This window comes from Legionella moravica DSM 19234, from assembly GCF_000423305.1.
GTDB lineage: Bacteria > Pseudomonadota > Gammaproteobacteria > Legionellales > Legionellaceae > Legionella > Legionella moravica.
Window position 1 is genome coordinate 93,759 of the sequence record NZ_KE384001.1, and the last position, 26,947, is coordinate 120,705.

Here is a 26,947-nt window from a genome sequence, read left to right on the forward strand (position 1 = left end):
TAAGGAGCTTTTATTTCTAGAGCATATCAACTGATTTCTATTTCCTAAAGTACATCGATTTCCTTAAAAATTCAGCTCGTATCATGTCATCATTTAGATGTAAATGATGGTTCAAAGTTGTTTGTCTAATTGAATTGAACCAGAGGGTTGAAACACAATTGCTCCATTGATATTCCCTTGTAACACGTTTTGATAGCGTCATTCGGTGGCGCACAATATTCCGAATCTCACCGTCAATTAATTTGAAAATCAAGGTGTTTGCGGGTAATGGATAATATCATGGAATAGAGCTGTTTCACTTGTAAGGTTACGGTACCCGTGCAATTGATTCGCATTAAAACGTATACCGTCGCCATTTGAGAGTTTTTGCCACACTCCATCAATTAATACTTCTACAGTACCCTGAATAACCGCGACATGTTCTATAACTCCTTGTTTATGAGGAGGTGATAAATGCTCACAGCCTGGTAACAATTCAATAACAAAGAGTTCAAAACTTAGTTGAGGCTCAAATGGGAAAAGAGGTAAAACCCGGATTTTTTTATCGTCAGGATGGATGGTTTGTACCTGACCTGTACGATATTTTAATTCACTGGATGTTAAGTCTATCTCTTCAATGAACGAAGAAAAGGAAGTTTCAAATCCGGTTGCAATTTTCCAGAGAGTAGCAATAGTTGGGCTTGATTCTTCACGTTCAATTTGCCCTAACATTGCTTTGCTTACGCCGGTTGCTGCCGCTGCTTTGTCCAGACTCCATCCTTTTTTTTGGCGTAAGTCTTTTAATGTTGTTGCGATATGTTTGTATATATTTTCCACAATTATTCCCCGAAACTATTGTGCGTTATGGCGCACAATGATATTATGATAATTATGCGTTATAACGCACGTATTGTACATTGTAGAATTAAGGAGTGTAGTGATGTCCGTTGAGTCGTTCCCTAATAAATTAGTTGCAGTACTGAATAAAAGTGTTGAACCCGGAAAAGTCATGAATGCTTTAGCTCATATGTGCATTGGACTAGGCTCAGCAATTGGCCAGCAGGATTTGAGATTGACTCACTATCGCGATGCGGATGGTGGCTCTCATCCTTTTATCTCAGAAATACCCTTTATTATTTTATCGGAAAAATCTAATAAAATCAGAACAATACGCCAGGAAGCTTTAGCGGCAGGGATTTTATTGAATGATTTTACAGACACAATGACAGTGGGTACTTATCAAGAGCAAATTCAAAGAACCCTGCAGACAAAAGAAGAAAGTCTTATTTATTATGGCATTGTCTTATTTGGCGATTGGGCAAAAGTTACCGAGCTCACCAGAAAATGCTCTCTATGGCGCTGAGAACATTGCAGATTTTGATACTGTATAAACTCAACAATTTGCTCTTCAGCTATAGCTTCACGTGATCAAACAATATAATGAATTGATTAGCAAGTATGCTAAGAATAGGTCATGTACTAAAATTACAATGGGATCAAATGTTTAGAGATCCCATTGGCTAGTGAATAGGCAACATTATCTGGAATCTATTTTAGAATAGAACCGGGTACTGGTTGAAGATAGATACCGCTGGCATATTCCTGCCAGTTTTCGGCATTTTTGAAGTTGCAATGTTTTGAAACCATATGCCATCCTGGTTCTGGGTTAATGCATTCTGCTTGTAATGGTCCTGCTGCAATAACCATGGCGGCAGCTATGATTAATCCAACTACTGTTGATTTGATCTTCATGTAGATCTCCTTGGTGTTTGTTTGTTCCTATTGGTCAAAAAGCGGCCATTGTTAGTATAGTAGGATCTCTGGAATATGCAAATTGCCATAGGATAAGTTGTTGCTTTCTAAAGCATACTATTCTAAAGACTATCTTAGTAGCGGATAAGCGTTACAATAAAACTGGCTAAAGGAATAGCAGAGCCAAGCATAAGAATGATTATTAAGGAGCTTAGAAGGGGAGCTGCAAGCAATTCATTTTGTCCAGGCAACTTTTTTTCTCTAATAATCAGATAAGCAAGTAATAACAGACCATAAAAGTGAAAAGAATAAATAGTCGTCCGTGTTAAGAAATGAGGCATATAGCCAATTTTGACGTAATCAAAGGGAAAGTTGAGCAAAAAGATACAGAGCAGCAAATATCCTAAGAAACGTGTTGAAGCACTGTTTTTTTGTGCTTCTCTTGACCAGCATAGTGCCAAGGGCAGGAGCAATATCGAGAAATAATAAATCCAGCCGAAGGGACTGAGCAACAACATGAACACTAAAGTGAGACTGAATCGATAATGATTTACAGTGTGCTTGATGCATTCATTAGTGGGAGTGCGCAAGAAGTAATAATAAATTCCAAGAGTACAGGTAAATACGAACATGTAAATTAAGCTGATTTGGTGGTGCATCTCATGAGGGACATCATAGCTGAAAGTAACAAGTCGAAATAAAAAACCATAGATACTGGCATTCCAACTGTCTGCATACCAGGTTACATGGCTCATTAAATTATAGTAATTTTGGTATATTTGAGGTCCCCAGAGGAGCAAGGGAATAGCCCAGCAACAAACGCACACGGACAGCATCATCAACAATAGTTTATAACGACGCTCAGTCAGTACGTAAAGAAACAATAATCCCGGGAACAACTTAATGGATATGATAATGGCCCATAAAAAACCTGCTAAACCATCACGGCCCCGCAGGTAATAATGGTATCCCAACATAATAAAAAAAAACAAAATCGATCCGACTTGCCCAATAGCAAGATTCATGATGGTAGAAAACAGCATCATATAAAGAAGAATCAGGCCTAAGCCATATTGACGCAGGCTGTTTTTTGAAAAGGCGAGAGAACATGTGATGCCTGCACCAATTAATCCAGCAATAAAAGAAAAAAGAATCCAGCACAGCAGGGCAGAGTGATAGCTTAGAAGACCTAAAGGGTAGGTTAACCAAAGAAAAACTGGCGGGCATAAATTACTGGTCAGTTTCCTGGGAATGGGCAAATAATCAGCCACTAAAGATGCATAAGGGTTCTCACCATTCATTAATGCGTGTATGGATGAATAAAATGTCGTGAAATCCAGCTTGAATTGATCATTAAATATCAGATAAAAAAGCAATGCATAGGTAATAAGTACCCAAATGACAATAATGGGCTGCCAAATCCTGTTCTTCATCTGTTGATATGAATCCATGCATTCAACGAATACTGTAGATTAGAGTATATCGTTTATCCTCACAACTGAATTTAAGCCAGATATTCAGCGGAATGTGTAAGAGAATTTATTTAACTGACTAGCCTCTACAATTTTCTTTCAGGAACATGTCGCGAGATGTTTAATTTGTTGATGAATTGGCAACTCATCGGTGTGAATCATATTTTCGGTGGTGATTCAGGTCTTTGGGCTCTTCGGGGGACAAGTCTGGCTATTTTACTAAGGCACTCATTTAATCATGTTGCTCTGAAAATTATTTCGGTATATCCTGACGATTCAATCAGCAACAATTTATGTCAGTGTGATTTTTATCGGAACGGTAACTGATTGTTTTTCATAGGAAAATAGTTCGCTGATTGTATGGATCTGAAAGCAAGTGACGATAAGGATTAATCTATTAAGGAGTTCGAAGATTATGAGTACTTTATTTAGTTGGCTTCCCAACGTGTTAGGGTTAAATAGTGAACCTAATCAGTTCAGGGACCAGTGCTACAAAACTTATGGTGGTGATGCTCCTCGATGGGGTGGTTGGATGGATAGCTGTGAGATTGGATCAGGCGTTTATGCCTGGGCATATTATTTTGCGGGGTTTGTTGGTACTCTGGCTTCGGTGGTTGGTGGTTATATGGCCTTAGAGTTTGCAAAAAATGCGCATTTGGAGGAAGTGCCATCCGATACTAATTCTGAAAACTACACTTACTCTTAAATAGTTAAGCAGCTGGTTTGAGTTTGACATTAACCGTGAAACTCAAACTACTCGTGCCAAAGTACATTTGAGGCTCATTTGCCCCTGTTCAGTTAGAATGGGTGTAACATGGTTAAATAAACTAGGAAATTTAACTTTTAAAGATTGGCGGCTCTGAAGAAGCAGCGGAAGAGCTGGTGGAGGCTAAAAGTGCATCATTTGAAAGTTGAGTTATTATCGGTTCTATTTTGTCTGGGCCGCATACTTTGGCCAGATCGTGTCTGAACACAATACTGCGAAGAATTTCGACAGGTGTTTGTTTATTTGCCCCATAACCCAGCCTCTGCGTGGTATCGTTGTGTGCATCATTCTGAACGACGCGCACCAATGTTTCGAGGTATAATTCTTTTAGCATAATTTTGGCATGATCATGGGCAATCGTTGAAGTGCTTGGTCCAGTTAACGATTTAATTGTTTTTTTTGTGAGACTTTTAGACGGCACATGACCCACCGGTACCTGTATTTTTTTTTCTAAAACTTGAATAAATAATTCGTCAATCTGAGCCAAGGCAATTAAAGGATTTGGATTTAAGCGAGCGGTTAATTCCCTCTTTGTGCCTTCTTTATCTCCTATAATGGTTTCAGGGCTTAAATTGCCAAAATATTCTTTAGCTCTGGTTATTTTAAAGGCATTAAAATTATCCAGATCTGTTCGTGTTTCGATTAATAGCTCATAACTTGAAAATCCAGCATAATGAGCAGGAAACTCGGTAATCTTGAGGCCATGGCCATTTTGTAAATGCAAGAGATTTGCCAGTAAAAAGATAAACGTTCTGCCATTTCCATCAGGAAAATAATGAGATTGATGCAGCTTTCGAATGAATCGATTAATCGCCATGATTTCATAAGCATTTCGATGTTCAGGATCTGCTATTGATTGAGCACGCTGAAGCTCAGCATAGTACTGGTCAATGTCATTTTGGACAAAAGTTAAAATGTCTTCTCGTGTAGCTGCATTAGAAATTAGGTCTACTCGTGTCATTTCATCGTCTGAAATGTTTACTGGACCAGTGTATAACCTCAAAGTAGCTGATGCTAATTCAAGTTGTTTGATTAACATATTTTTAAATTCATTTGGAGTTGCAAAGTCATTAAAACTGATTACCCTCGAGTAAAACATTCCAGGTTTCATGATTCCTATTTCATTTTGTGGAAATTCTCTTGATCCTTGGGACTCATAGGATGATTGTATCATCGTGACCAGCTCATCAATACCTGCCAGAGAAACCCCGGCAATAGCTTCCAGACCTGGTAACGGGAGAACGATTGCAAATTCATTTACTGATTCACAGTATCCTTGTCTACAAATTCTCTCATTCTTGAATGCCGATTCATATTGATACGCGCTAAAATAAATGTGTTCAATAAATTCTGGTGTTATGTGCACGTCATCAAAACGTCGTAAAAAATTAAAACCTGCCTCCATGCCTTGATAATAGGACGGACGAAAATTATCTGGTCCACGACATGCTTGCCAACCATCTGTTTGCAGACGCCAAATTTCATTTCTTGGAAAATCTTGCAAGGCAGTATCAAATAAATTGGGCATAGTGAGTTCAAGTATAATAAAGCATCCCTTTAATTATAGTCTCAATTTAATCAGGAGCTGTTGATATTTCATTCTTTTCAGGACTACGTTCCTCGATTTGTTCTCGAAAAGTCGAAATCGATATTGACAACAGCCCCTTGGAAATAGACTCTGTACATAACAAAAAAACCTGTCTTGCCCGCGCAGGCGGGCAACTATCTGACATTAGGCACTGCAGTCAGTTGAGATAACTCATTGACATGCACCCAAATTATATCATCTTGAACGCCAAAGGGAGGGGATATGGAGTGCATCAGCAAGTCGAAAGAGAGTTTAAGCGTGGAGAAAATAATCCCCACTTTTTTCTTTGGCATCGGATTATTTTGATCAATAGTTGCTCGCCCTTCCAATTAGCCTTAAGTTTTTCTTGACGAAATGCTAAATTGATAATTCCAAATGTTATCGAAATCTCGCAAAAATGTCCTTCTCCCTCAGGGAGAAGGTGCCAACGGCGGATGAGGGGATCACACATCACAAACGAAATCTACAATATAGGTATCAATAGGGCATTGTCTTTTGAATTTAAATCCTTGAAATCGTTGTGTTCCAGGTGAGTTCCACATTTTAATTTCCATGCAGTTGCTGTTTTTGCGTAGACTTTTTGCATTATCAATTAATCCCATGCATTTAATTTATTTTTGGTTGGACTAAGTATTTTAATAGATAATTTTAATCGTTTTAAGACCCCCTCATCCGCCGTTGGCACCTTCTCCCTGAGGGAGAAGGACATTTTTGCGAGATTTCGATAACATTTGGAATTATCAATTTAGCATTTCGTCAAGAAAAACTTAAGGCTAATTGGAAGTGCCCGTTGCGCGGGCATGACATTTTTTTTTCATGATGAGGGAAAAAATTAAAAAATGACACCGGTGTTTAAAATATTTACAAAAAGCGAAATATGTTCTATTATTCATCAAGTTCTTGCAGCAAAGGTAAAATCAATGACAAAAAGACGAGTTCCTGTTTATGGATTTGATTCAGATGAAAAAAACTTCATTCTGCAATTACTTGCCGAATCGGAACAGTACTCTTTTGAGAATAACTCTCCAGAACAAAAATTCAAATACCTGACTTCATTCACACCTCATTCCATACTTTCATTACAGATTTTCGTCTTGAATTTAGCAGATAAGCGATTTAGACAACCTCCTGAAATGGTGAGGCCTTGTTTAGGTTGTTATTTCTCGCGATCTGTACTTCTAATTCTTCATGGTGAGGATCCGGAAATTTTAGATAATTATGAACTGAGTTATCATGATAAAGACAACATTCAAATAATTCATAGTAAAAATATTAAAGAACTAAATCCCGGTACTATCCATGACGCTCTGAATCAATTGGAAAAAAATGAAGAGATGATAGCTGAGCCAACGATTTTTTCTGCATCTTATTAGTGTGTATTGGGAATTGTTCCTCACCCTCTAATAATGTATCCGTATATGTCGGTGGGAGTATTTGTCGCCCCTGATACTCAAATCTCGCCAGGATATAAAAACATACATTCGATTTATATTCTGGTTAGTCCAATTAAGTGAAACTGTTTAATTATCCATTGCACTTTCTAATCATTTCGCTTTAGGATAGTTAGGTATCAAGCTTGGTTTTTTTGAAGTCATTTTTACCAAACGAAATCGGCTTTTGAACTAATTTCCCTTGCGTCAATCTGACATGCAAAGGATAAGAGAATGATTAACTGATAAACAAGGAGCGTTTGTGAGTTTAACCAAAGCCAATGTGATTGATTATTTATTGCAAGTGAATTCTTTAATGGCGATTAATAATCACCATGTCGTTGATAAGAACGGTTATAAGACCGGACAAACACCACTGGCAATTCAAATTGGACAAGAATGGATTCAAGAAATTCTGGAAAAGGACAGTCTGTCGGGACACAAAATTATATCAAAGAAAGAACGGAATGCATTAATTGCTTTAGGAGAGGCTATAGACAGAGTCCCAACTTCAATGAGTATCTCATCATTGATGTCAATAATGGACTTGGGTGGTATCCAAAATAATTTGTTTGAATCCATTACTCTCTATATAGCAAGTATTACTCAATTAAATGAACACCTGAATTTGCTTAAGGCCGTTGTCCTGGTACTTAAAATCATTGAATACGATTTGAGTAAAAAAGAAGGTCCAATAACTATAGGTTATCGATTTTTCAGCATGGTTGTTTTAACTAATGAACAAAGAATAATAAATCACCTTAAGATTAACACCATTTTAAACGAAATTCTCCAAAAATTTGACTCATGTTGTGAGCAAAATATGAACTGCTCAACGAGTATGGATGTTTTGATGGGATAAGGGGATATTCTCTTTAACTGTAATGAAAGAGAATATCCCTCAAATTTAACATCAAGGTTTAAGTTGATGACCGCTCGGTTTTATCTCTCTGGTTATTGGGGCCGATTTAAACATGCCAAAATGATCAAGAGCAGGATATTGGGGACTTTGCATATAAGTTGAACTTGATGAATTCACTATGTCCGCTGCTGTAATTATGCTTCCATCTATCGTTAAAAGCGGGGGAGCAAGTGCAAGGATGCTTTTTCCATGGACTGCAATGCATCGATGCAATTCTTCAAAAAGTTCAGGACTTCCTACTTCAACAATCGATGAACGTGTCATCTTATGTCTAACGATTAAACCACCTAGCAATGCATGAGCCACGGCATCTGCAAACAAATACTGACTTTTTGGAGAAAGTTGTTTGGTCCAGTGAATGTAATGGTTGGCTATGGCCCAAGTTAATCTCTCCACTACTGTCAAACTGTCAGCCGGCCTGAAGGAATTGAGCATTTCATACAAATAGGCCATACCATTGACATTGCTTGGCAATTTATAGCCCGTGTTTGAATCCCCGGTTGTGCACTGCTTGTAAAATTTAAGCAAGTCTGCAGCATAGGGAAAATGTTTTGACCAATTACTGTTTTGATTGAGCCACTCCACATCAGCATCAATCGATTTCACTGAATCCGGAATTGATTTACCTGTCTCCTCATCGATTGGAACTTGTTCAAGTACTGGCTTTATAGACTCATCTATAGAACTTGATGCAACTCTTTCGGCAGTAGCTTTTACAGCCATAACTCCGTCCATTGCACTGGGGGACACGTAATTGATTAATTCCAATACATTTGAGTCAAAAGCCATGCCGAACAATAAACTGCTTGACTTTGAATTATTGCTACTGGTTAACTTGATTAGTTGCCCAGATTTTCGGAACTCGTCAAGCCAATTCAGTTTTGTTAAATTGTGTTTTATTGCAGTAAAAATGAAACGCTGAACATGGAGGCCAAAAGCTTGTTTGAAAGTCATATTATATTTTTTTTCTCGCTGTATCTCAGTATTTATAAGTAAGTCAATACCATTGCTTAACGGAGTGAGCTTTGCTTTAATTAAGGGTTGTTCTTCTTCTAACGCATCCCTTGCCATAAACTCCAGGCTACGGAGCATTAGACTGGCAACATATTTTTGATAGAATCATTTACCGATTTATAATGCTTTTTAATCTCAGTTTCCAGGAACCCCAGATTTATTTTGTGGAGCTGAGATGTGTTTGTGAAGGTTTTGTTGTTTCTCCTTCAGATGCTACTTCTTGTGGAGGCGTTTGTGTTTGTTCTTCGGACGCACCAACTTGCGAAGATGATTGCGCTTTACTTTCAGCTACTATTTGCAGGTATTCATTCCATAATACACACTCGGAATTAAAAGAGTCCAATAGTTCTTTTGGATCGCACTGAGACAACACTGAATCCAGATGATACAGGTCGCCACATAAAATACGAGCTAGTAGACCCGACGATTGTTTCAAGGTATCTGGAGCCTCTTCTCCGAACAGGATGCAGTACAAGGGTGGTGCCGATTCGGGATTGTGTTTTGCTTGCGCTAACAACTTTCGCGCTTTGCGAGTATCATTTTTCGTTTGACTGATAAATTCGTGATTGGAATACATTGTGTTCTACTTCAGTTCCAGTTGGGTTAGTATTTATTATTGGATTCAATCTCATAAAATCCGCGTTGGTCAGCATAAATTTTCTTTGGTGGTGTATACCACGCATGATGATTTTCACGATTTTTTTGTTCGTCTTCATACCATTGGCAGGTTTTTTTATACATATCAAATAAGGCGCCAAGCAGGTCTTGTCCACAATCAATAAAGTGGGTGTACTCCATGAGGAACAGCAAGGCTTTGGCGCTCTCGATTTTATCTACTCGCTTATACCCCCCGTTCCACAAGGTATACCCACACACGTTTAATTGCGTGAGGTACGACTCTTCATTTTGTCGTTTTATGATGTAGTCTTTAAGCTCTTGTTGCGAATAGGGTTCTGGAAGAGAAAACAGGGCACGAGAAGAATGAAAGTTCTGCGGCCAATTGATCAATCGGTTGATTTGTTCGGAAACGGCTTGATTATAGAGCGGGTTTGACGCGTCGTCTAAAGGAGGGCACATATTGATTTCCATTGGCATTATGTGCGCGCTATTTTATCATGACGATCCAAACAATGATATCTTGGTTCGTTTCGTTTCTTTTTGTGTAGAAAGTGCACCCTTGGAAGGGGGCATTTTTTGAGTGATATTGCATCTTTTAGGGGCGCAGTTCCGCCCCTTTATAAAAGCTACAGTTTCTTGTTCACAACTCATTGAAAAGCCATATTTGGCGCACTTTAAGCGAAAACATGCACGCAAATCTGACTTTTCTCTAAGACTCCCTATTTTGTGACCAAGAGTCAGTTATAAGCGATGAGGCTAAAACCAGCGCACTATTTAATAGCGGCTGATGATACCTCCTGAGTCGTAAAAGGATAATAACGCAGGCTGGCAAAAACCATTTGATCACTAGTTTGATAACCAATGTATTGGGGGTTAACCACATTGGTCTGTCCGCCATTGCCTGAGAAGAGTTTTCGCACGGTATAGGAATACTGTAGGCCAGCACGTAAATCGCCAAAATCTCCTTGATACACTTTATTCCATAAACCGGTTGTCACTTGCCATATTGCCTGATTGTTTCCTTCACAAATGCCGTATTCAATGTTGCATCCAGTATTGTTTGCGTTAGGAACACCATACCCAAAGTAATTGTCATTAACTCTGAAATAAGTGCGATCTTCTTGTTCTTTACCACCATAGACATAGAGGTCAAGTTTTGGCGTGGCATGCAATGTTGCACCAGCCATGAATATAACTTCAGGTATTGCTGTTAATGTGCCATTAGAATTTAGCGTTGCATCAGGAAGAAAACCGGAGGAATAACTTCCTATACCGCGGCCTGCCAGGAAATTTCCTTGAAGATCAAGTAACTTCGGAAGTACTTCAATAACGCCGCTACCGCCAAAACCATAAGCACTTGTATCATGATTTTCATTATAATTAGGCGCGGTTCGAACGCGATTATAGAAATTGCGGTGCAAACCGATACCTTCAATGTGAACTCGGTGATGATTAAAAGTATCTTCATAAGCCAGCTTTCCAATCACATCAGGAATGTTGTTCAAAGAAAAAATCGCAACATTGGGAAGAGTTTGAATTCCGGGGCTAGAACAAATCTGGCTTATAACTCCATTGCCCAAATTGGTTCCGCAGGGTGTGCCACCAAAGGTTGTTTGAGCGTTTTCTATTGAGATCGCTGCGGTGAACACCTCGCCCAGATTCTTTACCAGACGTAATTGCGGTTGGCGTTTCCATACAAAACCGACAACATATTGAGCATCAATGGTTAGTGGTACTAACTCATTGCGAGGCGTTATTCCTTTTAGATTCGTTGTTGCAAGAGACCAGGTTTGACCTGCCAGTACGTGAACTCCCCAATTATTCCAGTCCGTATTAAAATAAGCATGCCTTAATCTCAGATCGAAGGAGTTACTTTCTGTAGAGTTTGCTGAACCGTTACCTAAAAAATCGACCTCGAGATATCCAGATACCAAGGTTTCTGGATTGATTACTCCCTCAAATAGGCTGGATAAACGTGATTGGCGGGCAGAGAGTCTGGTTTCTCTCATATAATGCAAGGGATTATTACCAAGTGGAATGCCACTGAAGAAGGATCCCACATCAGACTGTTGATAGAGTGAGCGAGTAAAACCTTCGAGAGCAAAAAATCCACCAGGAGTGATCGTCAGTCCTTTTAGATAAATCTTTTTATCTTTGGCAATGTAAGGCCCCTTAGTAGATGTAGAAGATACTGGATGTGCTACAGGTTTTTGTACTACGGGCTGTTTGACATGCGGTTTGTCCGATGTAATCACTTGCTTGGTCTTATGGATTTGAGTACTGCCATTACTTTTTGATCCATGAGATATCTTGGTAGTTGCTTTGTGCTGCGCGATAAGCAATTGTTCCAATAAACGAACCCTATTTTCCAATGCTTCAATCTGTTTTTGTTGTTCATTAGACGTAGACGCCGTATGACCGGGTACAGAGACGCTGACGGTCAGAAGCGTTGCAAGAATGGAGGAGGATGCAAGGGTAGAAACGGGGCGGCGTTTTTCTTCAGAGAGTAGTAACTTCATAAAACATGTCCTTATATTAGATTTCAACACTATTCTGATTTATCAGGGTAGGTTGACGATGCATGGGTTCAATTTGTCACTCCTAATGCTCGAAATGTACGGACTGACCGCGAAATCAGCCTAATACATTGGAACCCGTGGTTAATGCCCGAGCTATTCTCTTAAAAGAGGGTCTCTCTGGGGCAAGCCATGCCTCGTATTGGTTAGCATGCAATGGTTCATAGTTCCTGGCTAATTAACAGAGCGTATAAACGGAGTTACCTCTAGCGTTATCAGGGAAGCGATTCTCTATGATTCATTGTTAAAAATCAATAAGATAAAGAGAGATATGTATAAAAAATGAGGGGTGGCTCAAGAGATTGAGTTGTGCGAAAGGCGTCTGTTGCTTTTGCCTGATTAGTAGTTGCCGCTGAAAGTAAATGGATAATAGCGCAGGCTGGCAAAAACCATATGATCATGGGTTTGATAACCAATGTATTGGGGGTTAAGTAAATTCTCCTGTCCTCCATTACCTGAAAAGATTTTTCGCACAGTATAGGAATATTGAAGGCCAGCACGTACATCACCGTAATCCCCTTGATACACCTTATTCCATAAACCGGTTGTCACTTGCCATAAGGTCTGATTGTTTCCCCCACAAATACCGTATTCAATGTTGCATCCAGTATTGTTTGCGTTAGGAACACCATACCCAAAGTAATTGTCATTAACTCTGAAATAAGTGCGATCTTCTTGTTCTTTACCACCATAGACATAGACGTCAAATTTTGAAGTGGCATGCAATGTTGCACCTGCCATGAATATAACTTCAGGTATCGCGATTAATGAACCATTGGAATTTAAAGTCGCATCAGGAAGAAAACCGGAGGAATAACTTCCTACGCCGCGGCCTGCCAGGAAATTTCCATGAAGATCAAGGTATTTCGGAATTAATTCGATCAATCCGCCACCACCAAAACCGTACGCACTTGTATTATGATTTTCATTAAAGTCAGGCACGCTTCGAACGCGATTATACAAATTACGGTGCAAACCGAAACCTTCAATGTGAACTCTATGGTTATTAATAGTGTCTTCATAAGCCAGCTTTCCAATCACATCAGGAATGTTGTTCAAAGAAAAAAACACAATATTGGGAAGAGTTTGAATTCCGGGGCTAGAACAAATCTGGCTTATAACTCCATTGCCCAAATTGGTTCCGCAGGGTGTGCCACCAAAAGTCGTTTGAGCGTTTTCAATTGAGATCGCTGCGGTGAACAGCTCGCCCAGATTCTTTACCAGACGCAATTGGGGTTGGCGTTTCCAAACATAACCAATGACAAATTGGGCATCAATGGTTAATGGAAGAAATTCATTGCGAGGCGTTATTCCTTTTAGATTCGTTGTTGCAAGTGAAAAGGTTTGACCAGCCAGGACATGAGCACCCCAATTATTCCAGTCGGTATTAAAATAAGCATGCCTTAATCTCAGATCGAAGGAATTACTTTCAGTGGAATTTGCTGAACCGTTGCCAAAAAAGTCGACCTCTATATATCCGGCCACTAACGTTTCGGGATTGATTACTCCCTCAAACAGGCTGGACAAACGTGATGTACGTGCAGAGAATCTGGTTTCACTCATATAATGCAAGGGGTTATTGCCAAGTGGAATTCCGCCGAAGAAGGATCCCACATCAGATTGTTGATAAAGTGAGCGAGTAAAACCTTCGCCAGCCAAAAATCCGCCAGGTGAGATCGTCAGTCCTTTTAGATAAATTTTTTTATCTTTTGTAGTGAATGGTTTCTTAAGAGAAACTGAGGATACTGGATGTGCTTCAGGTTTCTGTACTACGGGCTGTTTGACATGCAGTTTGCCCGATGTGATAGAAGGAGTGGTCTTAATGGAGTGAGTAGCGCTATTTCTTTTTGATCTATGGGATGAATTGGTTGATATTTTTTGTTGTGCAATAAGCAATTTTTCCAGTGAACGAATCCTATCTTCCAGTGCTTGAATCCGTTTTTGTTGCTCATTAGAAGAAGATGTTGACGTTGCATGTGCTGAGGCAGAGACGTTAATGGTCAGTAGAGTTGCAAGAATGGAAGATGATGCAAGGGTAGAAACGGGGCGGAATTTTTCTTCAGAGAGGAGTAACTTCATAAAACATGTCCTTATATTACATTCAACACTATTCTGGTTTATCAGGGTATGTTGACAGTGCATGGGTTCAATTCGCCACTCCTAATGCTCAAATTGTACGTATTGACCGCCAAATCAGCGTAATGCATTGGAACCCGAGGTCAAGTCATGCCTCCAATTGGTTAGCATGCAATGGTTCATAGTTCCTGGCTGATTAATGGAGCATATTATATATAAAGTCAACAACAACGTTATCAGGGGAGCGATTTTCTATGATTAGATTTTAAAAATCAATAAGATAACGAAAGAGTGCCAATAAAAAATGAAGGAGAGCATCAGAGATTGAATGATGTAGATACATTCTTGTTGACTATCAGGATGTTAGTAAATAAATTCGTGACTAAGTCTTAGAGCAGCACTTTGTGTAAGTCCTCACCATTCAACTTTTATCCTTCATTTATGAGAAGACTAAGAGGCTATTCACAGAGATATCCACAGAAAGTGTGGATAAGTAATTCAATACAAATAAAAAATTAATAGCAGGAAAACTCATACAGGGCTTGGGGATATCATTAGATGAGAGTTATGAATTAGAAAATATGACGAGGAAACTGGAAAAAAATATCCACAGGAACATTAGCTGTTGTTTGGATATTGGGAGGAACATCTTAACAACAAAAAAATAAAAAAAACAGTATTGACTGGAAAAAATTACTAAATATTTTTCTATTAAGATTTATCTTGATTTATTCACTGAGCGGAGTTGTATTATAGAGGGGATGATTAAGAAAATCAGGCTCTGCTGAATAGTGCTTGATAATTCTGGCGTGGTGCGGTTGTCCGTGCTCTTAATAAGATCTTTGGATGTTCAGTTTTTTGCTTTCATCTGTGTCTCAGGCCCGTGGACTTTCGAGGCTTCGATGGTGGATTTTCGCTATGAAGCAGAACAATCAAATGAATTACGTTGTGTTTTAAAATTAGCAAGAAGGAAGAATCAGATGCTTATCTTGGGATATATTTTAGCGCTATTTATGGGTTTGATTCTCGGAATGATTGGTGCTGGAGGAGCAATTCTTACAGTTCCTATTTTAGTTTATTTCCTTGGGGTTATGCCTGTAGTTGCGACCGCCTATTCATTATTAATTGTGGGTAGCACTGCTTTGTTAGGTTCCATTACATACTGGAAAAAAAAGCAAGTCTATTTAGCAATGGCTGTCATTTTTTCAATTCCTGCATTGTTGACTGTTTTTTTTACTCGTTTCTATATTGTGCCATCTCTGCCTGAGTTGATTGTAAACATACCCAAAAATAGTTTTGTCATGATCATTTTTGCTGTTTTAATGCTGATAGCAGGGGGATTCATGCTGAAACCAATATCCGTTTCATCCATATCTGAACCTCCTGTTTTAAAGTGTATTGATTATTTTAAATTAATGCTCTGCAGTATCTGCATCGGGTTATTGTCCGGACTGGTGGGGGCTGGTGGTGGTTTTCTTATTATTCCCTCACTTATTGCTTTTTTTGGTTTGGGCATGAAGGATGCAATAGGAACATCGCTAACCATCATTGCCATTAACTCTATAGCTGGTTTTCAGGGGGATAGGATAGCAGGAACTGCATTTAACTGGCCATTATTGACGGGGTTTATCTTACTTACACTTACAGGCATGATGTTGGGCATCTTAATTGGAAGTAAACTACACGATAAAAAACTCAGGGTAGTGTTTGGCTTATTTACTTTAACTGTTGGCGTTTTGATCATGATCAAAGAAATTGGTTCTTTGATAAGCTATTAAGCAAGGAGACTATTATGTTAATTCACCATTTCTTTGATAATGATACGGCAACATTTACCTATGTTGTAGCAGACAGTAAAACAAAAAAATGTGCCATCATCGATGCTGTTCTGGATTTTGATATGCCTTCTGGACGAATTGTGACACATTCAGCAGACAAAGTGCTTGAATTTATTCAGCACAATCACTTGGAAGTTGAATGGATATTGGAGACTCATGCCCATGCAGATCATCTCACTGCTGCTCAATACTTAAAAGATAAAGTCGGTGGGCGAATAGCTATTGGAGAGCATATTAAAGACGTGCAGCAATTTTGGATGCCACTTTTTAATTGTTCAGGTGAATCATCATTTGATGGATCTCAATTTGATCATCTGTTTAAGGACGAGGAAACTTTTTATATTGGCACGCTTCCGGTTCGAGTAATGCATACTCCTGGTCATACTCCGGCCTGTGTTACCTATTTAATTGAAGATGCTGCTTTTGTTGGTGATACTCTCTTTATGCCCTATGTGGGCACTGCCAGAACCGACTTTCCCGGAGGAAGTGCCAACCAACTCTATCGCTCCATTCAAAAGATTCTTTCATTACCAGAAAATACTCGCCTGTTTACTTGTCATGATTATCCCCCTTCTGGCCAGGATCCTGATTGCCTATCTACAGTTGGGGCACAAAAAAAACATAATATTATGGTCAAGGGAGATGTTTCAGAAGAAGCTTATGTGATTCAGCGCTTGGCTAAAGATAAAGGGAAGCCAGTCCCCAGATTATTACTTCCATCCATACAGGTCAATATTCTGGCTGGAAAGCTGAGTGAGCCTGAGGCCAATGGAATACGTTACTTAAAAATACCGTTAAACAGCTTATAAGGACCTATTAAATATCACTTATTACAAGTAGTGGATTTAACGTATTTCTAAAAGTCAGCGATCTTGATACTCTTATATTTAATTAGTGCTCTGATCAGGGATTGATTATGGTTTTGTATAGTGCTTCTTCTTCATATTATTCGATGATTGGTCGTTACGCTTTACTCGAGGCAGGTGTGCCTTTTCAACTCCGGCGTATGGATATTCATTTAGCTAAAGAGCAATTATCTCCCTGGTATATGAAGATAAACCCTTCCATGACGGTACCTGCTCTGGTTGATAACGAGCAGATCTGGACAGACAGTCAGGATATTTTAAAGTTTGCAGCTGATAAGGCTGGCGAGCTCTGGATGGATGCAGATGCCGAATGTGCCTCCAGAATCGAGGAACTGGTCCGCGATCAATATTCCATTACAATTGAACGGCTGACTTTTGGTAAAGCCTTGAGCCGGATCGCTCTACTTAGATTTTTTGCTCTCAATATGTTGCGAAAAGCAATTCGCTCTCTGGAAGCCGAGCTGCCGACGTCGTTGGATAAGGCTGCAATTGAAGCCAAAATCAGTCTGAACAAACAGCGTTTGGCTTATTTTACAGAAGGATCTCTTGTTGAAAAACTGGAGATTGAGCGTAACAATATTCGTTGTTACCTCAAAAAATTACCCGTTCCACAAACATTTTTATTGGGTGAGAAAATCAGTTCGGTTGATATTCTTACCGTAGTTTTATTAGGACGTTTAAAAATGATAGGTGAGTATCAGCTGGTGGAATCAGTTGATTTAATGAATTGGTTTAAACGAATGCAGTCACGTCCTGCCTATAAAGAAGCAGACATCTGGACCTATTTTCAACCATGGAGAATTCTGTTAAAGCGTTAAGACATAAGGCAGTATTCATTTACATAAACTCTGAAATTCCCGTTGGTGGAGCAGTTCAATGCCTGTGTTAATTGAATCATCTGGAATTGAGTTAAAGATTTTAAAAGCCAGGCACATCATAGAGGTTGCTGGGGGAAAATTCTTTATTTCATTGTCTGCAATTAAAGGACGTTATTTAATTAGTTCCTAACTTATTGACTTATAAGATTTAATACGTATGATTAATTTTCCTAAAATTCTTTCTGCGCTTTGAAACTTTATTGCTCAGCAAATTGAATTAATAATAATAAACAAGCGATAATGAAAAAAAATTCAATTCTATCTTCATTGACAGCTGCTGCTGTGATGTTACCCGCTTTAAACTTTGCCGCTGTATCAACGAATCAGGCGGAATCGACTAATCAGCTGGGTGTTACCAAAATTGAGCCGCCTGTGTTAAAAAAAACAGCGAGTCTTTCTTTTGGCGCGGACAACGGTAGTCCTGTCCTCTGCGTTGCTCCTTATCTCAAAAAGCTTCTTGACTTGAAGCCCATTCAAATATTTTATCTGAATGATTGCCCTGACAAGGTCGTTGACCCTGAAGGAGGGGATGCTGCTCTTCTGAACAGTGTAAGTAACTCAGAACAATTGGATGGGGATACTGCTTCTACGTCTGAAAAGCTGGATGAGGACACCGGCTCTTCCAGTGAAAAGCTTGAGGAAGATGGTGGGACTTCCATCGACTCTGGTGCGAATTCATCTGATGCTGCGGCCAACGGTTCACAATCGGATACGGCCACGGATTCGGAGTACGACCCTCATGCCATTTTTGGCGCGGATTCCAAGGTCTTTACTCGAATCATGCATCCTGTCAAAAATCTTTTTGCTGATGTCGCATTGGCTTTAACCAAAATTACTCACAACAACCAACAATATAATCTGGTACCGTATAGTCCCGATCCTATGATTGATGTTAATGCCATCAATGCGTATTTAGAAATTCCGTTTACAGAAAAGATGGATTTCAAGGTGGCTGTTGGTCGTGATGCTTTAACCAGTGCTTCTCCTATATATTATACAGTAACCGGTGCATCGCCTGGGGTGGTCGCTCCTGATACTGGAGTCGCCAAACAGGCAGTAACTGGCGCGTCCGTTCGTGATCAACGTAATGAAGCAGCGGTTAGTTTAAATTATTATGGAGAAAAAGCGACCACAAAAGTTGAAGTTGGCGCATCGAGAGAATACGATTACAAATCAAATTTTATCGGAGCAGAAACAAGCATCGATTTTAATAATAAAAATACAGCTTTAAATATTGGAACGAGCTATACAGCCAATGACATTATACCCAACCAGCTTGGCGCGATAAACCCCAGGGTGGGCGGTACGAATAATAATTGGCAAATGATGGGCGGGATAACCCAAGTCGTCAATACTACCACTCTGGCTCAATTTGCAGTAACGTATTTTCTGGACAGAGGATTTATGAACGATCCTTACAAACCGGATTATCTCCCAGACAGGAGAGTGGGGTGGTCATTTGCGGGTAAGTATCTACATTATATACAATCGTTTCATGAAGCTGGGTTCAATTTGGAGTATCGTTATTATACAGATGATTGGGGCGTTAGCTCCTCGACGGTGAAATCCACTTTGCGTATGGATTTGGTGAATGGTTGGGGTTTGGAGCCTGGTATTCGTTATTATTCACAAACGGGTACTAAGTACTATAATCTGTTAACCCCTCCAAACGTGACGCCACAAAGTACGTTTTTATTCTATACCAGTGACTATCGTTTTGCTTCTTATGGTCAGTTGTCTGGTTTGTTGGAGGTGGATAAACAGTTATCTGCCAGTAATACAGCGTATATTGGAGGCTCGTATGGAGTCAGAAATGCCTCTATGCGTTTAGGTGGTACCAAAGTAACGTATCCGACAGAACCTGAATTTACCAAAATCAGGATGGCGGTGGTGTATGTCGGAATTAAAGGCGTTTATTAGTGCATTAACCATTAACAAGGAGAGAGTGATGAGAGCATGTGCGTTGATCAGTTTATTTATCTGTGCCCTGATGCCATCTGTGTTGTTTGCAGTCGGAGAGGGAAGTGCCGTTCCTGCAATATCGTTACCGCTAATGTCAAACCCTGCTACCAAGGTAAATATTGCCAACATCAAGGCAAAATATATTTTAATTGATTTCTGGGCTTCCTGGTGTGCTTCCTGTCGTCAGTCGATGTCTGAATTATCCAGTTTATCAAAAAGTCTTAATTCAAAGGGTTTAAAAGTGGTGGGAATCAATACCGATAAAGATCCGGCTGCGGCAAAACAGTTTTTGAAAATGTATCCTTCTTCTTTTTCTCATTTGTCTGATCCGGATGGTACGGCTGCTAAACAATTTGGATTATCAAAAATGCCGACCTCCTATCTCATCGGGCCTGATAAAAAGATAATTCGTGTATTTCCTGGTTATGATGCAGGCAATAGTGCAATCATTAAAGGACTGGTTAAATAAAAGGTAACTATGATGCGTGATGTTGCAAGCAAGTATAAACGAATTAAGTTGAATAATAGGCAATGTACTGCAGGTGTTGTGCTGTTACTTGCTTTAATCGATGTTACTTGCATCACAGGGTGCACCAAGGTTGAACCGTGGGAAAAAGGCAACTTCACCAAACCGAGCATGTCACTCGAACCCTGGTCCATTCCTGCTTACATGAACAATAAAACCATGGAAAAAGCGCTTGAATCCTCCCGAGGTAGTGTCAGTTTGGGAGGTGGGGGTTGCGGTTGTGGCTAAATCTTCAGCAGTCAGGAAGTTAAAACCTTTGGCGGTTCGCTTTGTCTCTATGGGATCGCCATGTGAAGTTCGTCTTATAAGTAAAAATAAAGAGCATGTGAACAAGGTCTTGAAACTGGCAGTTCAAGAAGTTAATCGGCTGAATGATAAATATTCCCGATATAAAGCAGACAGTGTTATCAGCAGAATAAATCAATCAGCAGGTAGTGATCGGTTGCTTACCCTGGACGAAGAAACGAGCGCCATACTTAATTATGCCGATGTTTGTTTTCATGAAAGCGATGGGTTGTTTGATATTACTTCCGGGGTATTACGTAAAGCCTGGAATTTTAAAACAGGAAATATAACAACAAAAGCACCCTCTCAAACCCTACTGGATGAACTCTTGGACCTGGTGGGCTGGCAGAAGGTGTACCGTCAGGGACAGCAATTTGCCTTACCTCAAAAAAACATGGAAATTGATTTTGGTGGTATCGTTAAGGAATATGCCGCTGACGCCGTTGCCAGTTTGTGTCAACAGCAAGGGATTTACAGTGGTCTGGTTGATTTGGGTGGAGACATTCGCATCATAGGGCCATATCCTGACGATGATTACTGGTCTATACACATTCAAAATCCTCAAAAAACAGGCGCATCACTTAGAGAGCTGCAGGTGAAACAAGGTGGGATTGCCACTTCGGGTGTTTATGAGCGTTTTATAGAGCTTGACGGCAAGCGTTATTCCCATCTTCTGAACCCTAAAACAGGGTGGCCTGTGGAAGATTGTCCCATTTCTCTTACAGTGTTAGCCCCGCAATGCATCATTGCTGGAAGCATCACCACCATGGCCATGCTTAAGGGAAAAGAATGTGCCAAGTGGCTGCACGAGTACATTGAGTTACCTTATTGGTGTTATCTTTCTAATGGCGAATTGTTAACAAACAGTAAATAAGTTCCCTATATTTGTATAAAGCATAGCAATCCACATTTTATAGTCTAAAATTTAGACATAACTATGTGAGACTCTTCATGTACCGATTAGTTCAAATATGCTGTGTTTTATTTGTTCTTCTTTTCTCTTCCTTGATTAGTTCTGAAACCGTTTATGCTTCTGAGACTCCGGAAGCACATTCTTCTCTTCTGAGTAATAGTGATAGCATAAAACAAGGACATGATATTTTTGTTGGTGTACAGATGAAGCTTCCTAAAGGGTGGGAAACTTTTTGGCGTACTCCTGGAGAGGTAGGATACGGGGCTAAGTTTTCATGGGAAGGCAGTCAGAATTTAAAGCAAGCTGAAGTATGGTGGCCATGGCCAATGCGAATAAAAAGCAATGACTTTATTGCCAATGTCTACAAAAATGAAGTGATGTTTCCAATAAAGATCGTTCCGATAGATCCCACCAAAACTTTGACTTTGAATCTAAAACTGGATTATTTATTATGCAACCCTACCGCCTGTGTACCCCAACAGACACAATTAGGATTAATTTTGCCTCCAGGTGACGCTGCGTTATCGCCCAATGCAAAATTAATCGACAAAGCGATAGAGGCCATTCCGAAATCTGGCAATACCGATAATTTGGCAATCCATGATGTAGCTGTAACCCATCAGGATGATGCATCGGCCAATTTGAAGGTTAATGTCAGGTCTGCAGAAGACCTTAAAGACGCGCAATTATTTATCGAAGGTGCAGACGGGTTACTGTTTAATGTTCCCAAGTTAACACAAATTGATAAGAATCAAGGGTACTATACTATTCAAGTTAAAAAAAATGCAGCCTCTGAATCTGACCAGACTTTGGCACTCTTGCTAAAACAACCGTTTCAGCTAACCTTGGTGAATAACCAACACGCCATTTCATTATCGAAACAAGTAAACGACTCTCAGGCTCTATCTAAGCTCAATGGGACTAATCAGACTGAGCCAGTGACAGATGAGCAGAATGATAGCTATTGGTTAGGAACGATTGTGCTTTTTGCTTTCCTGGGGGGATTGATTTTAAATCTGATGCCTTGTGTGTTTCCTATTTTATCACTCAAAATACTGACGCTTCATTCATTTAAAAATAAACGCATGCATGGTGTTTTTTATACATTGGGGGTACTGGTTTTCTTTTTTATCATTGCTCTGGTAACACTACTCTTGCAAAACCTGGGTAGTCAGGTGGGGTGGGGATTTCAAATGCAGTCCCCATTCGTTCTAATTCTGCTGATTTTTTTGTTCGCGCTTATTACGCTTAATTTATTTGGCTTTTTTGATATTCCATTTTCGTTAAGCACCAATCTAAGATGGCAAAAAACACATGAATTACTTTATGCCTTTGGAACGGGTGTTTTGGCTGCAGTGGTCACCACACCTTGCTCAGCCCCATTTATGGCAACGGCTGTTGGTGTGGCCATAAGTCAGGGAAGCTGGGTGGCTTTCTTGATATTTCTCTCTCTTGGATTTGGATTTGCCTTGCCATATCTGTTCTTGTGTATGCTTCCGAACAACAAGGTTATTTTGCCCAAGCCGGGTGCGTGGATGGAGAAACTGAAACAATTTCTTGGATTTCCCATGCTACTGTCGGTTATCTGGTTGTTATGGGTAGCCGGTTTTCAAATGAGTCATGACAGTGTCATGATGTTATTGGTCAGTTTGTGTTTTCTGTTACTGTTTTTTTGGTTTTTAAGCACTGTTCGGCATGGAGCATTGCGCTGGATAGCCTTATTGGTCAGTTTTGCTCTTGTGATGTACCCATTGTATTGGATTAATCAGGAGTTGACTCAGAAACATCAACACATACAAACTTATGAATATTCCTCTGAAAAACTGGATGATTTGTTAAAGAACCATCAGAAGGTATTTGTTTATGCGACAGCGGCCTGGTGCATTACTTGCAAATTCAATGAAAAAATAGCAATAGACACGAATGAAGTACATAGTTTCTTTAACAAGGAACAGATTATCGTGATAAAGGCAGATTGGACCAATAAAAATGATGCCATTTTAAAGTATTTGCAACAATTTGATCGTGCCGGCGTACCACTCTACGTGTATTACCCCAAATCAGGTAATCCGGTTGTATTGCCTCAGATTCTAACGCCATCAACGATTATTGACCAAATTAACAAAAATCCCTGAGCAATTAAAAGAGATGCGTTAAAAATCAAGTAGAGTTAATTGCCTATTTTCATGGAAAATATCTTTTTTTAACTTGATTCCTATACCTAGTAATCGAACGGGCTTGCCTTTTCTGGAAAATCCTTCATGCACCATTTCCTGTAAAATGTTCAAATCAATGGCATGACTTATACGCTCAACAGTTGTTTGTTGAAAGTCATTAAATTTCAATTTTACAAACAGATTATGAATACCAGATAGTGCACCTGAACGCTGGATGCGCGCTTCAAGGCGTTGAATCAGTTCTGGCAATGAGACAATACAGGCCTGACTATCGGGCAAGTCTTCTGGATAGGTTTCTTCAACACTGATGGATTTGCGCTTACGATAAGGATTGACTGGGCGATTGTCTATGCCTCTAGCGAGCTCATAAAGTCTCGGCCCCATGATGCCAAATTTTTTTGATAGAAACTCGATGGGATACTGTTGTAAATCAGCGCATGTTTTAATGTTAAGTGCGGTGAGTCGCGCTTCCATTCTCGGACCTACGCCAAACAGCTTGCGAACCGATAACGGAGCAATAAAATCCTTGATGTCTTCTGGTCTAATTACCATTTGCCCATTCGGTTTATGCCAGTCACTGGCGATTTTCGCAAGGCTTTTATTAGGCGCTATACCAGCACTCGCGGTGAGTTGACGTGTCTGATAAATTCGATTGCGTAATTCCTGGGCTATCCAGGTAGCACTTCCCTTGCATTGAGTGGAATGGGTGACATCCAGATACGCTTCATCTAAAGAGAGCGGTTCAACGAGATCTGTATATTCGGCAAACAGTGCTCTGATTAACTGACTTTCTTTTTGATAGACATCCATGCGCACAGGTCGCAAGATTAATTGACGACACAGTTTTAACGCGTGGGCTGTTGGCATTGCGGATCGCACACCGAATTGGCGGGCAGCATAATTACAGGTTGCTATGACTCCACGACGTACCGCCTCTCCTCCTACAGCGATGGGCTTATCTGCAAGCTCGGGGAAGTCTCGCATTTCAATTGCAGCATAAAAGCAGTCCATATCGATATGGATAATTTTTCTTATTGGATTCATTAGTTCATCGCAGAATACAGTCAATAAGGTGGAACTCGAAGCAAAGGCTCGTAATTTAGTAGTATATACTCAGTGTCCAATGGATTGGGAAAAAAGTGGTTCAATTGCTCCTCTGTTTATATCAAACCTTGGTACCGTAAACCGGTTTAGTGTAAGTTGTATTTGCATTTTTTGATAGACTCTAAAGAACAGTATAAATTATATTGTGGCAATCAAATAGGAAATTCATCAATCCAGTGTGAAGTTCATATCGAGTTAAGAATAGCTTAAGCCTCTCGCTGTATAATGATTTTATACCAGGAGCATTTAATGGCAGCAGATCGTAGAAATTTTTGGTCTAAACTTTTTGATCTTCCCAGGAACAACGAGTCCTATGTACCCTATATATTAAGCTTGAAATTTATTTGGGCCCCTGTAACCAATGCTTTATTCTCTTTTATAAACAATGTACGCAGTTTGTTTGTGGATGCAGTACACACTGATGATGATCTGGATCATGACAATCCGTCAACTTTGATTAGCAATGCGCCTGTATTATACAAGCATACTCAATTAATTCGTGGGCTATCATCTACCACAGACAGGGATGTTCTTCATTACATGGTGCGATCCTTTAAGTCGAACTCCTATTCTAAAGACGATTTGGGCAATACTCCATTGACTGCTTTTCTGGCACAGCATGTTTTTACCAAGCAAAAAGAGTATCTTGAAGTAGGTCACAAGGAAGTTATATCCGTATTAATTAAACTAGCTGAGTTAGCTCAAACATCCGACTCGGCAAAACGGCTTTTACTAACGCCTAATCAACCCTATGGAGAAATAACTGCTGAAGCAGCAACTCTTGGAGTACCGGTAAACACACCATTGATGTTATTGGTCAAGGCAGGCGATATTGAGGGCGTTAATCTATTGCTTCCGTTTTATTCTGCAGAAGAGTTGATGAAATCAACTCCCCGGGGAAATAGTGTATTTCATATTGCTTCAATTACCGGACAAGAAGAAATGCTGAATTTATTAAAAGGCAGGGCAACTGAACTTGGCATCTGGAATCAGTATCAAGAGAATAAAAACAATGCTGGGTACACTGCTTTTGACCTGTTAGGTGCCTTGATTGCTACAAAAGATTTTTTTAAAAATCTGCTCGATTTTTCTGATGCGTATCTAGGCGGGGAGGAAATTAATAAGGTTGCTATTACTAATCAAGGAACACATAGTGTCTGGATGGTTCGAAAAGGCGCTATTAATTTTAATCAGGGTTTAACCAGCGACAATGACTCTGAGGAAATGAATCAAGATGTCTCTGTTACCTTGCCACGATATTGAACGCCCAGAGCGATAATGTAATTTCTATTTCCTAAACCAGCGGCCCCTCTTGGAAAGTAGTCGAGAGCCCCAGTACTGTTATCAATCTTTTCAGTCTCGGCCATAGTATTGGGGAAATAGGTTAGTGAACCTTCTACGAACAATTTGATCTGCGGCTTTATAAAATAGCCTGCGTTGAGCACGGCATTATAGTATTTGGAGTGATTACTTTGATCATGGAAGGTCAGAGTGCGTAAATAATGTTGATCGACGTCTTTTGCATTGACTCTGTTACTGAATTTGAACAGGCCATTAAACTCAAAGGATCGAACCAGATAGGCTCCAGCAAGACCAATATAAGGCGATTTATAGACCTGCTTATATCCTATAACGCTTTCGCCAGGAACAAAACAGCCAATATCGCTTCCATTATCATAGGTAAAGCAACCGCCTTTACTCAGAAAACTAAAAAGGGTGCGTTGATAGCCTGCCATTCCAGCCACTTGATAGGATGGTTTTTGAATAAACCATGATCTTAAATTCAAATCAAACTCGTTCGCTTGACGTAAATTCGTATCCTCATGATGGGACCAATGAGTCCAGAGGATTTGATTAGGGTTAAACCAGTCATAATCATCCATTATCCCTCGGCCTTGCTGTAAAGTGATCCATCCCTGTGCATTAAAATCCAACCATCGGAACAGATGAACATTAGCTTCACCACGGATGATGGGTTCTCCACTAATTTTCCAGTCTAACTCACTTACTTTTCGTCCTGTTGGCGCATCATAAACAAATTCCTTTGATTTTCCTGATAAATAGCCAATTGATGCGTCTAAAGTAAAGCTGCCAACGTCATAGTGGCCAAGTTGATCGGGATTGCCTTGCAAGACAGGGGAAATAGAAAGCAAGGGTAATAGCATTAATCGAGCGAATCCTGACGTTTTCATTTTGATTTTAAGT

The 26,947-nt window shown here is 39.8% G+C and carries 26 protein-coding genes; 14 read left to right on the forward strand and 12 right to left on the reverse strand.

What is annotated here, in order from left to right:
* Positions 1-249: 249 nt before the first annotated feature.
* Entirely contained in the window at positions 250-816 is a 567-nt protein-coding gene (locus tag G543_RS0113265; protein ID WP_028384955.1) for a helix-turn-helix domain-containing protein, read from the reverse strand.
* Positions 817-919: 103 nt separating this feature from the next.
* On the opposite strand from G543_RS0113265, the gene G543_RS0113270 reads away from it, so the two are divergent.
* A complete protein-coding gene (locus G543_RS0113270) occupies positions 920-1,342 on the forward strand; it encodes a DUF2000 domain-containing protein (RefSeq protein WP_028384956.1) in 423 nt (140 codons plus the stop codon).
* Positions 1,343-1,527: 185 nt separating this feature from the next.
* On the opposite strand, the gene G543_RS0113275 is transcribed toward G543_RS0113270, so the two are convergent.
* Positions 1,528-1,731: a hypothetical protein gene (locus tag G543_RS0113275; protein WP_028384957.1), complete on the reverse strand. Its 204-nt coding sequence runs from the start codon at positions 1,729-1,731 to the stop codon at positions 1,528-1,530.
* Between the two features lie 134 nt (positions 1,732-1,865).
* Entirely contained in the window at positions 1,866-3,164 is a 1,299-nt protein-coding gene (locus tag G543_RS0113280) for a glycosyltransferase family 87 protein (protein WP_028384958.1), read from the reverse strand.
* A 454-nt stretch (positions 3,165-3,618) separates the two neighbouring features.
* Between G543_RS0113280 and G543_RS17960 the strand changes: the two genes are divergently transcribed.
* The gene (locus tag G543_RS17960; protein WP_051190706.1) at positions 3,619-3,909 is read left to right on the forward strand and encodes a hypothetical protein; all 291 of its coding nucleotides are present in this window, start codon (positions 3,619-3,621) and stop codon (positions 3,907-3,909) included.
* 130 nt (positions 3,910-4,039) lie between these two features.
* On the opposite strand, the gene G543_RS0113295 is transcribed toward G543_RS17960, so the two are convergent.
* Both G543_RS0113295 and G543_RS19460 read right to left on the reverse strand, forming a co-directional pair.
* The gene (locus tag G543_RS0113295; RefSeq protein ID WP_028384960.1) at positions 4,040-5,497 is read right to left on the reverse strand and encodes a hypothetical protein; all 1,458 of its coding nucleotides are present in this window, start codon (positions 5,495-5,497) and stop codon (positions 4,040-4,042) included.
* A 503-nt stretch (positions 5,498-6,000) separates the two neighbouring features.
* Positions 6,001-6,159, reverse strand: coding sequence for a DUF559 domain-containing protein (locus G543_RS19460; protein ID WP_081675681.1), 159 nt, complete (start codon positions 6,157-6,159; stop codon positions 6,001-6,003).
* A 318-nt stretch (positions 6,160-6,477) separates the two neighbouring features.
* On the opposite strand from G543_RS19460, the gene G543_RS0113305 reads away from it, so the two are divergent.
* The gene (locus G543_RS0113305) at positions 6,478-6,930 is read left to right on the forward strand and encodes a hypothetical protein (RefSeq protein ID WP_133141348.1); all 453 of its coding nucleotides are present in this window, start codon (positions 6,478-6,480) and stop codon (positions 6,928-6,930) included.
* Between the two features lie 319 nt (positions 6,931-7,249).
* Entirely contained in the window at positions 7,250-7,849 is a 600-nt protein-coding gene (locus G543_RS0113310) for a hypothetical protein (protein ID WP_028384962.1), read from the forward strand.
* 51 nt (positions 7,850-7,900) lie between these two features.
* Here G543_RS0113310 and G543_RS0113315 read toward each other — a convergent pair whose 3' ends face one another.
* The 5 genes from G543_RS0113315 to G543_RS0113335 all read right to left on the reverse strand — a co-directional run bounded on the left by G543_RS0113315 (position 7,901) and on the right by G543_RS0113335 (position 14,196).
* A complete protein-coding gene (locus G543_RS0113315) occupies positions 7,901-8,980 on the reverse strand; it encodes a hypothetical protein (RefSeq protein ID WP_028384963.1) in 1,080 nt (359 codons plus the stop codon).
* 100 nt (positions 8,981-9,080) lie between these two features.
* The gene (locus G543_RS0113320; RefSeq protein WP_028384964.1) at positions 9,081-9,500 is read right to left on the reverse strand and encodes a hypothetical protein; all 420 of its coding nucleotides are present in this window, start codon (positions 9,498-9,500) and stop codon (positions 9,081-9,083) included.
* Between the two features lie 26 nt (positions 9,501-9,526).
* Positions 9,527-10,000: a hypothetical protein gene (locus tag G543_RS0113325; RefSeq protein ID WP_028384965.1), complete on the reverse strand. Its 474-nt coding sequence runs from the start codon at positions 9,998-10,000 to the stop codon at positions 9,527-9,529.
* A 311-nt stretch (positions 10,001-10,311) separates the two neighbouring features.
* Complete coding sequence (locus G543_RS17965) at positions 10,312-12,060, reverse strand: hypothetical protein (RefSeq protein WP_051190707.1); 1,749 nt, start codon at positions 12,058-12,060, stop codon at positions 10,312-10,314.
* 396 nt (positions 12,061-12,456) lie between these two features.
* On the reverse strand, positions 12,457-14,196 hold the full coding sequence (locus G543_RS0113335) for a hypothetical protein (protein ID WP_028384966.1): 1,740 nt from the start codon (positions 14,194-14,196) through the stop codon (positions 12,457-12,459).
* A gap of 899 nt (positions 14,197-15,095) precedes the next feature.
* Between G543_RS0113335 and G543_RS0113345 the strand changes: the two genes are divergently transcribed.
* The 9 genes from G543_RS0113345 (at position 15,096) to G543_RS18500 (ending at position 23,596) form a co-directional block, all read left to right on the forward strand.
* A complete protein-coding gene (locus G543_RS0113345) occupies positions 15,096-15,971 on the forward strand; it encodes a sulfite exporter TauE/SafE family protein (RefSeq protein ID WP_051190708.1) in 876 nt (291 codons plus the stop codon).
* Positions 15,972-15,985: 14 nt separating this feature from the next.
* Positions 15,986-16,840 (forward strand): MBL fold metallo-hydrolase, encoded by an 855-nt coding sequence (locus G543_RS0113350; protein ID WP_028384968.1) that lies wholly within the window; start codon positions 15,986-15,988, stop codon positions 16,838-16,840.
* Between the two features lie 107 nt (positions 16,841-16,947).
* Positions 16,948-17,715 (forward strand): glutathione S-transferase family protein, encoded by a 768-nt coding sequence (locus tag G543_RS18490; RefSeq protein ID WP_051190709.1) that lies wholly within the window; start codon positions 16,948-16,950, stop codon positions 17,713-17,715.
* A gap of 58 nt (positions 17,716-17,773) precedes the next feature.
* A complete protein-coding gene (locus tag G543_RS19465; protein WP_274519377.1) occupies positions 17,774-17,905 on the forward strand; it encodes a hypothetical protein in 132 nt (43 codons plus the stop codon).
* 110 nt (positions 17,906-18,015) lie between these two features.
* Positions 18,016-19,695: a DUF3570 domain-containing protein gene (locus tag G543_RS0113365; protein WP_028384969.1), complete on the forward strand. Its 1,680-nt coding sequence runs from the start codon at positions 18,016-18,018 to the stop codon at positions 19,693-19,695.
* On the forward strand, positions 19,670-20,206 hold the full coding sequence (locus G543_RS18495) for a TlpA family protein disulfide reductase (RefSeq protein WP_081675682.1): 537 nt from the start codon (positions 19,670-19,672) through the stop codon (positions 20,204-20,206). The genes G543_RS0113365 and G543_RS18495 overlap by 26 nt, the downstream gene beginning before the upstream one ends.
* A gap of 9 nt (positions 20,207-20,215) precedes the next feature.
* The gene (locus G543_RS0113375) at positions 20,216-20,491 is read left to right on the forward strand and encodes a DUF4266 domain-containing protein (RefSeq protein ID WP_081675683.1); all 276 of its coding nucleotides are present in this window, start codon (positions 20,216-20,218) and stop codon (positions 20,489-20,491) included.
* On the forward strand, positions 20,484-21,422 hold the full coding sequence (locus tag G543_RS17980) for an FAD:protein FMN transferase (RefSeq protein ID WP_202972364.1): 939 nt from the start codon (positions 20,484-20,486) through the stop codon (positions 21,420-21,422). Before G543_RS0113375 ends, G543_RS17980 begins: the two co-directional genes overlap by 8 nt.
* A gap of 77 nt (positions 21,423-21,499) precedes the next feature.
* Positions 21,500-23,596, forward strand: a complete 2,097-nt coding sequence (locus G543_RS18500) for a protein-disulfide reductase DsbD family protein (RefSeq protein WP_051190712.1) — start codon at positions 21,500-21,502, stop codon at positions 23,594-23,596.
* A gap of 18 nt (positions 23,597-23,614) precedes the next feature.
* On the opposite strand, the gene dinB is transcribed toward G543_RS18500, so the two are convergent.
* The gene (gene dinB, locus G543_RS0113390; protein ID WP_028384971.1) at positions 23,615-24,682 is read right to left on the reverse strand and encodes a DNA polymerase IV; all 1,068 of its coding nucleotides are present in this window, start codon (positions 24,680-24,682) and stop codon (positions 23,615-23,617) included.
* Between the two features lie 309 nt (positions 24,683-24,991).
* On the opposite strand from dinB, the gene G543_RS0113395 reads away from it, so the two are divergent.
* Positions 24,992-26,005, forward strand: a complete 1,014-nt coding sequence (locus tag G543_RS0113395; protein WP_028384972.1) for an ankyrin repeat domain-containing protein — start codon at positions 24,992-24,994, stop codon at positions 26,003-26,005.
* Here G543_RS0113395 and G543_RS0113400 read toward each other — a convergent pair.
* Positions 25,972-26,934 carry an omptin family outer membrane protease gene (locus G543_RS0113400; RefSeq protein WP_028384973.1) on the reverse strand — a complete coding sequence of 321 codons (963 nt, stop codon included), beginning with the start codon at positions 26,932-26,934 and terminating at the stop codon, positions 25,972-25,974. The two genes, G543_RS0113395 and G543_RS0113400, sit on opposite strands and share 34 nt — an antisense overlap.
* Positions 26,935-26,947 lie beyond the last annotated feature (13 nt).

What these genes read in the sequence shown, in the direction of transcription:
- G543_RS18500 (WP_051190712.1), top strand. Translation starts at nt 21,500, where the DNA reads ATGTACCGATTAGTTCAAATATGCTGTGTTTTATTTGTTCTTCTTTTC.
- G543_RS0113400 (WP_028384973.1), bottom strand. Translation starts at nt 26,934, where the DNA reads ATGAAAACGTCAGGATTCGCTCGATTAATGCTATTACCCTTGCTTTCT.
- G543_RS0113325 (WP_028384965.1), bottom strand. Translation starts at nt 10,000, where the DNA reads ATGTGCCCTCCTTTAGACGACGCGTCAAACCCGCTCTATAATCAAGCC.
- G543_RS18490 (WP_051190709.1), top strand. Translation starts at nt 16,948, where the DNA reads ATGGTTTTGTATAGTGCTTCTTCTTCATATTATTCGATGATTGGTCGT.
- G543_RS0113295 (WP_028384960.1), bottom strand. Translation starts at nt 5,497, where the DNA reads ATGCCCAATTTATTTGATACTGCCTTGCAAGATTTTCCAAGAAATGAA.
- G543_RS0113335 (WP_028384966.1), bottom strand. Translation starts at nt 14,196, where the DNA reads ATGAAGTTACTCCTCTCTGAAGAAAAATTCCGCCCCGTTTCTACCCTT.
- G543_RS19460 (WP_081675681.1), bottom strand. Translation starts at nt 6,159, where the DNA reads ATGGGATTAATTGATAATGCAAAAAGTCTACGCAAAAACAGCAACTGC.
- G543_RS0113315 (WP_028384963.1), bottom strand. Translation starts at nt 8,980, where the DNA reads ATGGCAAGGGATGCGTTAGAAGAAGAACAACCCTTAATTAAAGCAAAG.
- G543_RS17960 (WP_051190706.1), top strand. Translation starts at nt 3,619, where the DNA reads ATGAGTACTTTATTTAGTTGGCTTCCCAACGTGTTAGGGTTAAATAGT.
- G543_RS0113365 (WP_028384969.1), top strand. Translation starts at nt 18,016, where the DNA reads ATGAAAAAAAATTCAATTCTATCTTCATTGACAGCTGCTGCTGTGATG.
- G543_RS0113350 (WP_028384968.1), top strand. Translation starts at nt 15,986, where the DNA reads ATGTTAATTCACCATTTCTTTGATAATGATACGGCAACATTTACCTAT.
- G543_RS0113275 (WP_028384957.1), bottom strand. Translation starts at nt 1,731, where the DNA reads ATGAAGATCAAATCAACAGTAGTTGGATTAATCATAGCTGCCGCCATG.
- G543_RS17965 (WP_051190707.1), bottom strand. Translation starts at nt 12,060, where the DNA reads ATGAAGTTACTACTCTCTGAAGAAAAACGCCGCCCCGTTTCTACCCTT.
- G543_RS0113320 (WP_028384964.1), bottom strand. Translation starts at nt 9,500, where the DNA reads ATGTATTCCAATCACGAATTTATCAGTCAAACGAAAAATGATACTCGC.
- G543_RS0113270 (WP_028384956.1), top strand. Translation starts at nt 920, where the DNA reads ATGTCCGTTGAGTCGTTCCCTAATAAATTAGTTGCAGTACTGAATAAA.
- G543_RS0113280 (WP_028384958.1), bottom strand. Translation starts at nt 3,164, where the DNA reads ATGAAGAACAGGATTTGGCAGCCCATTATTGTCATTTGGGTACTTATT.
- dinB (WP_028384971.1), bottom strand. Translation starts at nt 24,682, where the DNA reads ATGAATCCAATAAGAAAAATTATCCATATCGATATGGACTGCTTTTAT.
- G543_RS0113305 (WP_133141348.1), top strand. Translation starts at nt 6,478, where the DNA reads ATGACAAAAAGACGAGTTCCTGTTTATGGATTTGATTCAGATGAAAAA.
- G543_RS0113345 (WP_051190708.1), top strand. Translation starts at nt 15,096, where the DNA reads ATGGTGGATTTTCGCTATGAAGCAGAACAATCAAATGAATTACGTTGT.
- G543_RS0113375 (WP_081675683.1), top strand. Translation starts at nt 20,216, where the DNA reads ATGATGCGTGATGTTGCAAGCAAGTATAAACGAATTAAGTTGAATAAT.
- G543_RS0113395 (WP_028384972.1), top strand. Translation starts at nt 24,992, where the DNA reads ATGGCAGCAGATCGTAGAAATTTTTGGTCTAAACTTTTTGATCTTCCC.
- G543_RS18495 (WP_081675682.1), top strand. Translation starts at nt 19,670, where the DNA reads ATGTCGGAATTAAAGGCGTTTATTAGTGCATTAACCATTAACAAGGAG.
- G543_RS19465 (WP_274519377.1), top strand. Translation starts at nt 17,774, where the DNA reads ATGCCTGTGTTAATTGAATCATCTGGAATTGAGTTAAAGATTTTAAAA.